Raw genomic sequence first — 13,439 nt, forward strand, 5'->3', positions numbered from 1 at the left:
AGCTCGCGAGTCGTCGACTTGCGACAGATTAGCCGATTAACGGCTACGGAAGACAATGCGGCCTTTGCTCAGGTCGTACGGGGTCAGCTCTACAGTGACTTTGTCACCCGTCAGGATGCGGATATAGTTTTTACGCATTTTACCGGAGATATGAGCGGTTACCACGTGCCCGTTTTCCAATTCAACGCGGAACATGGTGTTCGGCAGCGTATCAAGAACGGTGCCCTGCATTTCAATATTGTCTTCTTTGGCCATCGAATCCTCTAGGTGTAACTACCTTAGTTTTTAACCGGCAAGATAATGCCGAAAAACCCACATTATGTAAAGAAGTGTTGGCGGTCATCGCACCATTTCAGCAAAATTAGTCTGCCGGTAAGAGGGGATAAAGCCTAATGTGGGGTTCTTTTCAACGGTTGAGCTTTACTGCATCGCGGATGAAAAATTCAACGATTGCGGTAACCAGCATTCAGCCGGTAGTGGACTAAACTGGAGTTGACTCAACTGCTGTAAAAAAAAGTTGCGTGGGATCTCAATTGCACCCAGCGACGCAGTGTGAGCGTTGAGGACCTGACAGTCAATCAGTTCTCCACCATGATGGGTAAAATGATGACAAAAAACCATTAATGCGCTTTTTGAAGCATTGTCAGCCCGGCTAAACATCGATTCACCACAAAACAGTGAGCCTACGGCTATTCCATATAAACCACCAACCAGTTCATTTTCCAACCAAACTTCTACTGAGTGGGCATGACCCAAAGCATGTAGCTGGCAATAAGCCCGTTGCACATCGTCACCAATCCAGGTTCCCTCATCACGTTGAGACGCACAGGCGCTGACAACATCTTTAAAAGCATGGTTGAGAGTGAAATGATAAGGGCAGCGGCGTAGAAAACGCCGCATACTCCGGCTGATATGCAAATCTTCTGGAAATAATACGGCTCGCGGATCGGGAGACCACCATAAAATCATCTCTCCTGGACTGAACCAGGGAAAAATTCCTCGCTGGTAAGCCGCCAGTAAACGAGGTGCGGATAAGTCCCCCCCCAGAGCCAACAGCCCGTTTGGTTCGCGCAGAGCCAGCTCCGGTGAGGGGAACGCGAATGATTGAGATGAGAGCTGTGTGATGCGCATAGATCCCCTTGGTGACGTTTACAGGCCCATATCCTTCGTCCTTGGCGTGGCAGGAGGGTACCGGTTACCTAACCTGCGTATCTAATGACGTTGGGTATCATGTTCAAAAACAAATAATACTGCTTTAGTTTCAGCTGCTTTACTTAATATTAGCTACAAATCTGCTGATTATCTGCCTGTATTCCATTGGCGCTCACACTTGTTACCGTTGCATTAATACCGTCGATTAATGTGCATTAATGTCGTTGATGGAACTGATAATAACGGCCTTTTTTCTGCAACAAGCTCTGGTGGTCGCCTTGCTCGACTATCTGCCCGCCATCCATTACGCAGATTCGATCCATATATTCCAGCCCATACAAGCGATGAGTGACAATAATCAGGCTTTTCTGCTGACAATGCTGGCGCAGTAGCGTCAGAATTTGCTGTTCGGTTTCTGCATCCAACCCTTCGGTAGGTTCATCTAGCAGCAAAAGTGCCGCCGGATGCAGCAGGGCACGAGCAATGCCTAAACGCCGCTGCTCGCCACCGGACAATGGCCGACCACCGTCACCCATCCAGGCATTTAATCCTTCGCTATTATCCAACAAGTTGGCCAACCCCACTTGTTGCAGCACTGTTTTTAGCTGCGAATCAGATGCAGTAGGGCAGGCTAGTAACAGGTTGTCGCGTAAGGTACTGCTGAAAATATGTACTCGCTGGCTGACGACAGTCATCATTTGGCGCAATGTGGCTTCATCATAGCTGGCTAATGGTTTCCCATTGAGGGTGATAGCGCCCTGATTGGCATCCCAGGCTCGGGTTAATAACTGTAATAGCGTGGATTTACCACAGCCGGTACGACCCAATAGCGCAATATGCTCCCCTGCGGCCAGTGACAGCGATATATTCTGTAAAACAGGTAAGGGTTGCTGTGGGTAAGTAAAACTCAACCCTGTCACTTCTAGCGCTACCTGTGAGGCTAGTGCTGGGCCACTGGTCGGGAATGTCACTTCAGCCTTTTGTTCCATTAACTGACCAACACGAGTTGCAGATGCAATCACTTGCCCCAAGTGTTGGAAAGCACCGGCTACTGGTAGTAGGGCTTCAAATGCCGCTAACGAGGTGAAAACAAACAAAGCCAGCAATGCGCCAGGCTGGCTATCCCCACCAATCCCTGCTGCGGCTAGCCATAAAATCAATGTTACTGTCAGACCTGAAGCCAAAATCATTAGGGCTTGCGCCAATCCGGCCAAAGAAGCTTGTTGTTTTTGGCGGCTCATCCAGCGTTGTTCAATGCTCTCCAAAGAAACGCGGAAGCGATGTAATGCGCCGAACACCAGTAACTCGGCCTGGCCTTGTAACCAAGAAGTTAATTGTGAACGATACAGACCACGCAAGTCGGTCAAATCACGGCCAATAGGTTGACCAGCACGGTAGAAAATCAGCGGCACTAGCAATAACAATCCGAGCAGAATAGCCCCTAGCGTCAGAGCTAAATTAACATCCAGATAACTCAGGCCAAAAGTCACTGCAGCAATAATGACAATGGCGGCCACCAATGGCGATATGACTCGAAGATAGAGATGGTCCAGTGTGTCAACATCGGCTACCAGTCGGTTTAGCAGCTCACTTTGGCGAAAACGGGCAATACCGGCAGGGGACAGTGGCAGGATCTTTTGGAATGCAAATACCCGTAAATGCGCCAGTACACGAAATGTTGCATCATGACTGACCACTCGCTCAGCATAGCGGCCAGCGGTCCGGGTAATAGCCGCCCCTCGCACACCCGCCGCTGGCAGCAGGTAGTTAAACGTATATAGCCCTGCTGGGCCTGCAATGGCTGTTCCTGCCAGGAACCAACCTGACAATGTAAGCAAGCCGATGCTGGCCAGTAGCGTTACAATTGCCAGTACAATACCTAGACAAATTAGGAACCAATGGCGGCGATATAGCGCCAGAAAAGGGAGAAGTACGCGCATGATTAAAGCTCCTCACTGCGGTGGGACAGCAGGTTGGCAAATGAGCCAGCGGATTGACTTAAGCTTGAATAATCACCTTGTTGAATCAAAAGGCCGCTATCCATTACCCAAATCTGATCATATCCTAAGGTATCTTCCAGCTGATGGGTGACCAGCAGGGTTGTCTGTTGGCGGGAAGCTTCCTCTAACGCCTTCATAACTAACTGCTCACTATGGGCATCCAAGCTCGCTGTGGGCTCATCTAGCAGCAATAGGCGGCATGGGTTCAGGAGTGCTCGGGCAACAGCAACTCGCTGGGCTTGCCCAACAGAAAGCCGCGCTGAATGGTCACCAACTTCAGTATTCAGCCCTTGTGGTAAATCATTAAGGAATTCATTGATATATGCACGCTCAACCGCCAGTTGCAGTTGGTTATTATCTGCATCAGGTTGGCCCAACAAGATATTGGCGACAAGTGTTTGCTCTGGTAAATGCGGGTTTTGACCTACCCAACTTAACTGAGCACGCCAGGCTTGTGGGTCCAGTTCACGCAATTCTACACCGTTGACTTTTAACGAGCCGCGATAGGGCAAAAAGCCTAATAGCAAGTTAAGTAATGAACTTTTACCCGCACCACTCAGACCAACAATGGCAACTCGTTTTCCTGCTGGTAGGGAGAAGGTGAGTGGCCCAGCTAAGCGAGTACCCGTGGGCGCCAGAATTTCCAGCTCGTCAGCCTCCAAAGTAATGGCATCAATGCCACTTAGAACTTTATCACCTTGCCCGATAGTTTCACTTTCACTGCTCAAAAATGTTACTAACGACTCTGCGGCACCGACGGCTTGTGCTTTGGCATGATAGAAAGTGCCCAAATCCCGCAAAGGCTGGAAGAATTCGGGGGCTAAAATTAACACCAGAAAACCAGCAAATAGCGTCACTCCCAGGCCGTAACTACCAAAATTCAATTCTCCCAAATAGGAAAAACCGAAATAAACCGCAACCACAGCAATGGATATAGCCGCGAAAAACTCTAATACAGCAGAGGAAAGGAATGCCAGCCGTAGCACTTCCATGGTGCGACGGCGGAAATCTTCTGAAGAGTCGCGAATTTGATCAGTTTCTGCTTTGGCGCGGTTAAATAACCGCAAAGTGTCCAAGCCACGTAAGCGGTCGAGGAAGTTACCACTTAAACGAGCCAGTGCCACAAAATTGCGGCGATTGGCATCAGCAGCACCCATGCCGACTAAAGCCATAAACAAAGGGATCAGGGGAGCTGTGACAAATAAAATCAAACCTGCTGCCCAGTTGATGGGGAAAACAGCAATCAGAATCAGGACGGGAATAAAGACGGCTAAATACATCTGTGGCAGATAGCGAGAATAGTAATCTTGCATATCTTCAATCTGTTCCAGAATGATAGTTGCCCAACTTCCGGCAGGTTTACCTTTCACCCAGGCAGGGCCCAGTTGCTCTAATCGGTCTAACACCATTTTGCGGATTTGCTGCCGTACCTTCATGCCACAAATAAACCCGACTCGTTCGCGTAACCAACTGATCACTGCACGTAAAGCAAAGGTTCCTGCTAGCAACCCAAAGTCAGCAATCAATACTGCACGAGGTACTTGGTCAATGATCAACGATTGCAGCAAGGTGGCCAATAACCATGCCTGAGCGATAATTAATAACCCACTGAGGAGGCCAAGTAACATGGACAGGCGGAGCCAACGTTGCGCGGGGGCGCTTTGTTTTTTCAGCCAACGAATCAACTCATACTGTCGTGTTTTATTCATCAGGCAATTTGTCTGCGCAGAGTACTGGAAAATATCAAAAAGTGTTTGCCGCCATTGGAGGTGGCACACCAGCGAGGGGCAATATTACCTCGTCATGCCATGAGGTGAAACCATAATGCTTGTGATAGTTGCCGCATTAGCTGACATCAATAATTTGCCGTTTTTCATTAACATGACAATAGATAAAAATTAAGGGCAGAACAGAAATTAAAAACGGGCAGCTCACATATTTGTCAGTTGCCCGTTTTTGCTAAGTGAAACAGTGATATCCGATACCAATATCAATGGCGCTATTTGTCGTTAATCAATCCATCCAAATAACGCTCGGCATCCAGTGCCGCCATACAACCGGTACCGGCTGAGGTAATGGCCTGACGATAGATATGGTCCATAACATCACCCGCAGCGAATACACCTGGAATTGAGGTCTGTGTTGCATTGCCCTGAATACCAGACTGCACTTTGATATAACCATTCTCCAGAGCCAACTGGTCGCCAAATATAGCGGTGTTAGGGCTATGGCCGATAGCGATGAATACACCGGCTACTGCTAACTCTTCGGTCTCGTTGCTTTTGGTTGATTTCAGGCGCACGCCGGTCACCCCCATATCATCACCGAGCACTTCATCCAACGTCCTGTCAGTGTGCAGAACGATGTTGCCGTTTTTCACTTTTTCCATCAGGCGGCTGATCAGGATCTTTTCTGAGCGGAAACTATCACGACGGTGAATCAGATGAACTTCGGAGGCAATATTTGCCAGATACAGCGCTTCCTCAACGGCGGTATTCCCTCCACCAACAACGGCGACTTTCTGGTTGCGATAGAAGAAGCCATCACAGGTTGCGCAGGCTGAAACCCCTTTGCCTTTGAAGGCTTCTTCAGATTCCATCCCCAAATAGCGGGCAGATGCGCCTGTAGCGATAATCAGCGCATCACAGGTGTATTCCGCGCCATCACCAAACAGGCGGAATGGACGATTTTGTAAGTCAACCTTGTTGATATGGTCAAACACGATTTCTGTATCGAATTTTTCTGCATGGGCATGCATCCGTTCCATTAGTGCCGGCCCCGTCAGACCCTCTGGATCACCTGGCCAGTTTTCTACGTCGGTGGTCGTGGTCAACTGACCACCTTTTTCCATTCCGGTGATCAATACAGGTTTCAGGTTGGCGCGTGCGGCATAAACTGCCGCGGTATAACCTGCAGGGCCAGAACCCAAAATAATCAATTTGCTATGTTTAGCCGTGCTCATGAATACCTCTTTCCCACAATGGCGGACAATGTTAGCGATTGTAGGGAAAATCGAGCATTAAAAAAAGCAGGCAAAAATGTTGTTAGCGATTTGTTTGATAGGTAATGCCTATTTAATAAACTAAATGTATTAAGAATCGACAGTTAGCCAGTAAACGAATTTGAGCAGTTCGCAAATTAAACCAAAATTAAGTTTTACGTTATGAATAAAATAACGCTAAAAATCTTTAACCCCATAAAAAATGTGGTTTGCAAGCCGGTAGTGTCAAAAAACACCCGTAATTTTCATATGCCTACTTGCCCCATTTTATAGCAAATAAACGATTAAAAAATAGGTAACGGGAGGGGGTTGAGATTTTAATTCTGGCACGTTCCACTGATTTAACTTCTTTTACTTTGACAATCGGCTGTGCATTTGCGAAAACATCATAGGAAGAAGAAATTATCTACGCGCCATAATTTCAGATTTGGTATCAGTGATGCCAAGCGAAAACCCTGGAATGTTTTCGATTAATACTGGATGGCATGTGGAGTATGTTCTCAAACAACTGCAGGGGGGAATTTTTGCAGTTGTTTGTGATGCGCTATCTCTTCCTTAACGCTAATAATCATCGAGTACCTCGCATACAGTTGGACAGACAGGGTGTGAGATAACAACGTATTGATATATTTGCATAAAACAGGCTGCGGGTCGTTGTTTGCAGCAGGCTCTAAATCGATTAACGAGCGGAGCATGTCGCAGACTCAAGGAAATTAAGAGAGACTATAAGATGATAGATAATAAAAAACGCCCGGGGAAAGAGCTTGATCGTATAGATCGTAACATCCTGAATGAATTACAAAAGGATGGGCGTATCTCTAACGTTGAGCTTTCAAAACGAGTAGGGTTGTCACCAACACCATGTTTGGAACGGGTTCGCCGCTTAGAGCGTCAGGGCTTCATTCATGGCTATACCGCACTGCTTAATCCACAGTATTTGGATGCATCATTGCTGGTTATCGTTGAGATTACTCTGAATCGTGGCGCTCCGGATGTGTTTGAGCAATTTAACGCCGCTGTAAAAAATCTTGAGGAAATTCAAGAGTGTCACCTGGTTTCCGGCGATTTCGACTATTTGTTGAAAACCCGTGTACCTGATATGTCTGCTTACCGTACTTTGCTCGGTGAGACCTTGCTTCGCCTACCGGGTGTGAATGATACCCGTACCTATGTGGTCATGGAAGAAGTGAAGCAGAGTAACCGCTTAGTGATTAAAACGCGGTAAACAGGCAGGTGCAAAACCTGAGTAATTTGGTTACACTCCTGTTTATTCATACAGTTTCAACGCCGGGAGGGTTCTCGGCGTTGTTACTCATACTAGTTAACAGGAACCTGGAGAGCCTTTCTTGAGCCAGGAATATACAGAAGATAAAGAAGTTACTCTGAAAAAACTCAGCAGTGGGCGTCGTTTGCTTGAGGCTGTTTTGATTATAGTAACGCTATTGGCGGCCTACCTGATGGCGGCGCTGCTTAGTTTTAATCCTTCGGACCCGAGTTGGTCCCAGACCTCATGGCATGAGCCTATCCATAATCTTGGCGGGAGTGTTGGTGCCTGGATGGCCGATACGCTGTTCTTCACTTTCGGTGTTTTGGCTTATGCCATTCCGGCCATTATGGTGATGTTATGCTGGGCAGCATTCCGTCAGCGTGATGCCAGTGAGCATGTCGATTACTTTGCGCTTTCGTTACGCCTGATTGGCACATTAGCTCTGATTTTAACGTCATGTGGGTTGGCAGCATTAAATATTGATGATCTCTATTACTTTGCCTCCGGTGGCGTGATTGGTAGCTTATTCAGTAATGCCATGTTGCCATGGTTCAATGGTTTGGGTGCGACTCTAACATTGCTCTGCATCTGGGCTGTGGGCTTGACGCTCTTTACTGGCTGGTCATGGCTAGTCATTGCTGAGAAAATTGGTGGGGTAGTCTTAGGCTCATTGACATTTATGACTAATCGTTCACGTCGTGAAGAACGTTATGACGATGAAGATGACGATTATCATATTGATGATGCGAGTGCTACCGAGCAAGAGCCGAATAAAGCAGTTACTGCGGGTGTGGTTACTGCAACAGCATTGACGGCAAACTCTGCTCATGCGGCAGATGATGATGTGTTGTTCTCTGCGCCGTCAGTAACTGACGCGCCAGTTAACCCCTTACGTGATCGTGATAATATTCCGCCAAATGATGGTCTATCAGTTGGAACCAACGATAACGATGACCCATTATTAACGACACTGCGCGCGACAGATGATAGTGATTCATCCCCATTATCAGCTAACTCCTCTGAGGGGGCGATTGAATCCGCTGTCAGCCATAATCACAGTGCAATCCCTGTAACTGATAATGTGACGGCGACACCGCCACTTTATTCTTTTGAAATCCCACAGGAGGCGACATCTCCTGCGCCGACCCGTATCACGCTACCCGCCGAGCGGCCAGAACCTCAGTTGGGTGCATGGGATAAGCCGACAACTCCTGCGAGCCATTCACCATTTGATTTTTCGGCGGCGCAACGTCATAGCGTTCAGGTGGAAAGTACTCCTTATATGAATCCTGGGCTGAGTACTGATAGCGATAGTTTGACCGCTATGGGCGCAGTAAATCGCCCGGTTTCCCCGTCTGGAATCGTGGCAGCAAGTGCCGCAGCTGCTACGTTTATGCCCGCATTTACGGCAACCAGCGATAGCAGTTCTCAGATTAAACAAGGCATAGGCCCTGAGTTGCCACGGCCTAACCCGGTACGTATTCCAACACGGCGTGAGCTGGCATCCTATGGGATTAAACTGCCATCTCAACGTATGGCAGAACAGGAACAACGCGAGCTGCGTGAAGAGGATATTCAGAACCCTTCAGCAGTAGAAACTCAATTTAATGCAGGTGCTGTGTCTGAAGATGATGATGCATTGCAACAGGCCATCTTGCGTAACGCCTATGCTGAGCAGCAATCAGAGCGTTATGGGTCAGCATCTGAAGCGGGTGCTAGTGCTTTCTCGACAGTTGAACCTGAAGATGAACAGGCTTTACAAGAGGCAGCCTTACGGCAGGCCTTTGCAGCACAACAACAGCATCGTTATGGCGGAGTTCATACTGAAAATCACGAAACTAATGTTGCTGAAAATACTAGAGCTGAAGAGATGCAGCCGGTAGATACGCGCAGTGCTTTCACTTTCTCACCAGTTGCAGACCTCGTAGATGAGAGCCCACGTGAGCCGTTGTTCACGCCTTCTCCGTATACTGAAGAAGTTGCGCAGCCAGTTGTTGATCACAGCACTTTGGCACCAGATTATCCTGAACAGGTCTCGGCCTATCAGCCATCTGCACCACAGCAACCTTATTCAGAGCAAGCAAGACCGGCTCAACCCACCGCGCCAGTTCAACCGGTTTCTCCGGTACAACCAACGCCAGCAATGGACAGTTTGATTCATCCATTCCTGATGCGTAATGACCAGCCACTTGTTAAACCTACAACACCACTGCCGACTCTTGACCTTCTTTCTTCTCCGCCGGTGGAAGAAGAGCCAGTCGATATGTTTGCGCTGGAGCAAACTGCTCGTCTGGTCGAGGCGCGGTTAGGGGATTATCGAGTAAAAGCTGAAGTGGTAGGCATTTCTCCCGGGCCAGTGATTACACGTTTTGAGCTGGATTTGGCTCCGGGCGTTAAAGCTTCGCGTATTTCTAATCTTTCGCGCGATTTGGCTCGTTCTCTGTCTGCCATCGCAGTGCGTGTGGTTGAGGTGATCCCAGGTAAACCTTATGTCGGCTTAGAATTGCCAAACAAACACCGTCAGACGGTGTATTTGCGTGAAGTGCTGGATTGCGCCAAATTCCGTGATAACCCTTCGCCATTAGCTATCGTGCTGGGTAAAGATATTGCTGGGCAGCCGGTGGTGGCAGATCTAGCCAAAATGCCTCACTTGTTGGTGGCGGGTACCACTGGCTCTGGTAAATCGGTTGGGGTGAACGCAATGATCCTCAGCATCCTGTATAAAGCCACGCCAGATGAGGTGCGCTTTATCATGATTGACCCGAAAATGCTGGAGTTGTCGGTGTACGAGGGCATTCCTCATCTGTTAACCGAAGTCGTGACAGATATGAAGGATGCGGCAAATGCATTGCGCTGGTGTGTTGGTGAAATGGAACGGCGCTATAAGCTGATGTCAGCCTTGGGTGTCCGTAATCTTGCCGGATACAACGAACGAGTTGCTCAAGCCGAAGCTATGGGACGGCCAATTCCAGATCCATTCTGGAAACCATCTGATAGCATGGACATTTCACCGCCAATGTTGGTGAAATTGCCTTATATCGTGGTCATGGTGGATGAGTTTGCTGACCTGATGATGACGGTTGGTAAGAAAGTTGAAGAGTTGATTGCCCGTTTGGCGCAGAAGGCACGTGCTGCTGGCATTCATCTGGTTCTGGCAACCCAGCGTCCGTCAGTAGATGTGATTACTGGTTTGATTAAAGCCAATATTCCAACTCGTATCGCGTTTACCGTTTCCAGTAAAATTGACTCACGAACTATCCTTGATCAAGGTGGCGCTGAATCGCTACTGGGAATGGGGGATATGTTGTACATGGCGCCAAACTCTTCGATTCCTGTCCGTGTGCATGGTGCCTTTGTCCGTGACCAAGAAGTACACGCTGTAGTTAATGATTGGAAAGCTCGTGGTCGTCCGCAATATATCGAGAGCATTCTCAGTGGTAGCGAGGAAGGTGAGGGTGGCAGTCTTGGATTGGATAGCGACGAAGAACTGGATCCACTGTTTGATCAAGCGGTGAACTTTGTGCTGGAGAAACGTCGTGCGTCAATCTCTGGGGTTCAGCGCCAATTCCGTATCGGCTATAACCGTGCTGCGCGTATCATTGAGCAGATGGAAGCCCAGCAGATTGTAAGTACGCCGGGCCATAATGGTAATCGTGAAGTTTTGGCTCCACCGCCGCACGAGTAACTTCTTGTTTTGAAATCGTTAACATAAATGGGGCCGCTTTGCGGCCCTTATGCAAAGAAGCGTAAAAGCTGTATTTATCAGATTAATATGCTAACGCAAAAGGAATGCTTCAGCTAAAGTGCATGGGTTTGTCGAAAATAGGTTTGTAGTCTGTTTTCAGTTTGCCGGTCATGGACTTAAACCGCGCTTAGAGTGACAATATATTCGCTTACTGAATCCGCCTTTGTGGCAGCCCGGTTAGGGTGCAATGAATTTTATAAGGTATTTAGAATAATGAAAAAACTGCTTATTGCTTGCTGTCTGTTGTCAGGTTTAATTTCGGGTTCAGTTCTGGCCGATGCCAGTACAGACTTGCAAGGTCGCCTGAGCAAGGTGAACAGTTTCCATGCTAACTTCTCACAAAAAGTCACCACTGCAGATGGCGCTGCCGTACAAGAAGGTGAAGGTGAGTTATGGGTGAAACGGCCAAATCTGTTTAACTGGCATATGACTTCCCCAGATGAAAGTGTTCTGATTTCTGATGGCGAAACCTTGTGGTTCTATAACCCATTTGTTGAACAGGCGACTGCAACCTGGTTGAAGAATGCCACCGGTAATACCCCTTTCATGCTGATCACCCGCAATAACCCGGATGACTGGAAACAGTACAATGTGAAGCAAAAGGGTGACGATTTTGAGCTGACACCGAAGAGTGCTAGTGGCAATCTTAAGCAATTTGCGATTACGGTGACGCCAGCTGGCACCATCAAAAACTTTGCTGCGGTTGAGCAAGATGGGCAGCGCAGCACATATGTGCTGAAAGGCCAGCAAAATAGCTCAACTGATGCCAGCAAATTTAAATTTACCCTACCAAAAGGTGTGACGCTGGACGACCAGCGGCAGTGAGGTTTGCGTGAGTAATATGTCCCTCGATTTTTCCCAGAATGAGTTTCAACCATTGGCCGCACGTATGCGGCCTTTGACGTTGGAACAATATATTGGTCAGCAACATTTGCTGGCACCGGGTAAACCGTTACCGCGGGCAATCGTTGCCGGGCAATTACACTCCATGATCCTTTGGGGGCCGCCGGGAACCGGCAAAACGACATTGGCAGAAATTATTGGGCGGTACGGTCAAGCTGACGTTGAGCGCATTTCTGCGGTAACCTCCGGTATTAAAGAGATTCGTGAAGCAATTGAGCGAGCGAGGCAAAACCGGGATGCGGGTCGGCGAACTATTTTGTTTGTCGATGAGGTTCATCGCTTTAATAAAAGCCAACAAGATGCATTTTTACCCCATATTGAAGATGGCACTATCACCTTTATTGGTGCCACCACGGAAAACCCATCGTTTGAACTGAATTCGGCTTTGCTCTCCAGAGCGCGTGTTTATTTACTGAAGGCATTAACTGCCGAGGATATCGAAAAAGTTATCGATCAGGCGATGTCCGATAGCAGCCGTGGTTATGGCGGGCAGAATATAAAACTGCCAGATGAAACTCGTCGTATGATGTCTGAGTTAGTGGGCGGAGATGCCCGCCGCGCCTTGAATAGCCTTGAAATGATGGCAGATATGGCGGAAATAGATGCCAATGGGGTACGAGTTCTAACTCCTGATTTGCTAAAAGAGGTTTCTGGTGAGCGTAGTGCTCGCTTTGATAACAAAGGCGATCGTTATTACGATCTTATCTCGGCTGTGCATAAGTCTATCCGTGGCTCTGCACCTGATGCGGCCTTATATTGGTATGCGCGTATTATCACCGCGGGCGGTGATCCTCTCTATGTCGCCCGGCGCTTACTGGCTATTGCCTCAGAAGATATTGGGAATGCCGATCCGCGTGCCATGCAAGTAGCGATATCCGCTTGGGACTGTTTTACCCGTGTTGGCCCAGCGGAAGGTGAACGGGCGATTGCTCAAGCGATTGTTTATTTGGCCTGTGCACCGAAAAGTAATGCTGTTTATACCGCGTTTAAAGCAGCAATGCAGGATGCGCGTGAAAAGCCAGATTTTGATGTACCGGAACATTTACGTAATGCCCCGACCAAACTAATGAAAGAGATGGGGCTGGGGGCTGAGTACCGCTATGCTCATGACGAGCAACATGCTTATGCTGCCGGTGAGAACTATTTCCCGCCAGAAATGGCAGCTACTCGCTACTATTCTCCGTCATCCCGAGGTCTGGAAGGTAAAATCGGTGAAAAGCTGGCATGGTTGGCTGAGCAGGATCAAAATAGCCCGATAAAACGCTACCGCTAGCCTTGCTGTTGCGGTAAGGTTAGCGCTATAAATACTTTGTAAGTGGCTGTTTACACCGCTTACGTCGTTAATTTCTCCTTTCACAACCATTTATCAAT

8 protein-coding genes and 2 pseudogenes are annotated in these 13,439 nt (G+C 48.2%); 5 read left to right on the forward strand and 5 right to left on the reverse strand.

Annotated features, from left to right (window positions below; all coding sequences use genetic code 11):
* Positions 1-36: 36 nt before the first annotated feature.
* The 5 genes from infA to trxB all read right to left on the reverse strand — a co-directional run bounded on the left by infA (position 37) and on the right by trxB (position 6,114).
* Positions 37-255 (reverse strand): translation initiation factor IF-1, encoded by a 219-nt coding sequence (infA, locus tag DJ58_RS15450; protein ID WP_002211347.1) that lies wholly within the window; start codon positions 253-255, stop codon positions 37-39.
* Positions 256-420: 165 nt separating this feature from the next.
* Entirely contained in the window at positions 421-1,131 is a 711-nt protein-coding gene (gene aat, locus DJ58_RS15445; RefSeq protein WP_032913209.1) for a leucyl/phenylalanyl-tRNA--protein transferase, read from the reverse strand.
* Between the two features lie 236 nt (positions 1,132-1,367).
* Entirely contained in the window at positions 1,368-3,092 is a 1,725-nt protein-coding gene (gene cydC / locus DJ58_RS15440) for a heme ABC transporter ATP-binding protein/permease CydC (protein WP_004712733.1), read from the reverse strand.
* A 2-nt stretch (positions 3,093-3,094) separates the two neighbouring features.
* Positions 3,095-4,861, reverse strand: coding sequence for a heme ABC transporter permease/ATP-binding protein CydD (gene cydD, locus DJ58_RS15435; protein WP_032912278.1), 1,767 nt, complete (start codon positions 4,859-4,861; stop codon positions 3,095-3,097).
* A 290-nt stretch (positions 4,862-5,151) separates the two neighbouring features.
* Positions 5,152-6,114, reverse strand: a complete 963-nt coding sequence (gene trxB / locus DJ58_RS15430) for a thioredoxin-disulfide reductase (protein WP_004712731.1) — start codon at positions 6,112-6,114, stop codon at positions 5,152-5,154.
* Between the two features lie 769 nt (positions 6,115-6,883).
* On the opposite strand from trxB, the gene lrp reads away from it, so the two are divergent.
* From lrp to DJ58_RS15410, 5 genes and pseudogenes are all read left to right on the forward strand, one after another.
* On the forward strand, positions 6,884-7,378 hold the full coding sequence (gene lrp, locus DJ58_RS15425; RefSeq protein WP_002211340.1) for a leucine-responsive transcriptional regulator Lrp: 495 nt from the start codon (positions 6,884-6,886) through the stop codon (positions 7,376-7,378).
* A gap of 121 nt (positions 7,379-7,499) precedes the next feature.
* Positions 7,500-8,304: pseudogene (locus DJ58_RS24110) on the forward strand (DNA translocase FtsK 4TM domain-containing protein); the annotation flags it as partial.
* Positions 8,305-9,074: 770 nt separating this feature from the next.
* Positions 9,075-11,105, forward strand: a pseudogene (locus tag DJ58_RS24115) (DNA translocase FtsK); the annotation flags it as partial.
* Positions 11,106-11,378: 273 nt separating this feature from the next.
* The gene (lolA, locus tag DJ58_RS15415) at positions 11,379-11,990 is read left to right on the forward strand and encodes an outer membrane lipoprotein periplasmic chaperone LolA (protein WP_004710046.1); all 612 of its coding nucleotides are present in this window, start codon (positions 11,379-11,381) and stop codon (positions 11,988-11,990) included.
* A gap of 7 nt (positions 11,991-11,997) precedes the next feature.
* Positions 11,998-13,341, forward strand: a complete 1,344-nt coding sequence (locus DJ58_RS15410) for a replication-associated recombination protein A (protein ID WP_032911325.1) — start codon at positions 11,998-12,000, stop codon at positions 13,339-13,341.
* Positions 13,342-13,439: the final 98 nt, after the last annotated feature.

This window comes from Yersinia frederiksenii ATCC 33641, assembly GCF_000754805.1.
Classification (GTDB): Bacteria; Pseudomonadota; Gammaproteobacteria; order Enterobacterales; family Enterobacteriaceae; genus Yersinia; species Yersinia frederiksenii.

Excerpts from the sequence above, each read along its gene's own strand:
- aat (WP_032913209.1), bottom strand. The coding sequence starts at position 1,131 with ATGCGCATCACACAGCTCTCATCTCAATCATTCGCGTTCCCCTCACCG.
- cydC (WP_004712733.1), bottom strand. The coding sequence starts at position 3,092 with ATGCGCGTACTTCTCCCTTTTCTGGCGCTATATCGCCGCCATTGGTTC.
- trxB (WP_004712731.1), bottom strand. The coding sequence starts at position 6,114 with ATGAGCACGGCTAAACATAGCAAATTGATTATTTTGGGTTCTGGCCCT.
- cydD (WP_032912278.1), bottom strand. The coding sequence starts at position 4,861 with ATGAATAAAACACGACAGTATGAGTTGATTCGTTGGCTGAAAAAACAA.
- infA (WP_002211347.1), bottom strand. The coding sequence starts at position 255 with ATGGCCAAAGAAGACAATATTGAAATGCAGGGCACCGTTCTTGATACG.
- lolA (WP_004710046.1), top strand. The coding sequence starts at position 11,379 with ATGAAAAAACTGCTTATTGCTTGCTGTCTGTTGTCAGGTTTAATTTCG.
- lrp (WP_002211340.1), top strand. The coding sequence starts at position 6,884 with ATGATAGATAATAAAAAACGCCCGGGGAAAGAGCTTGATCGTATAGAT.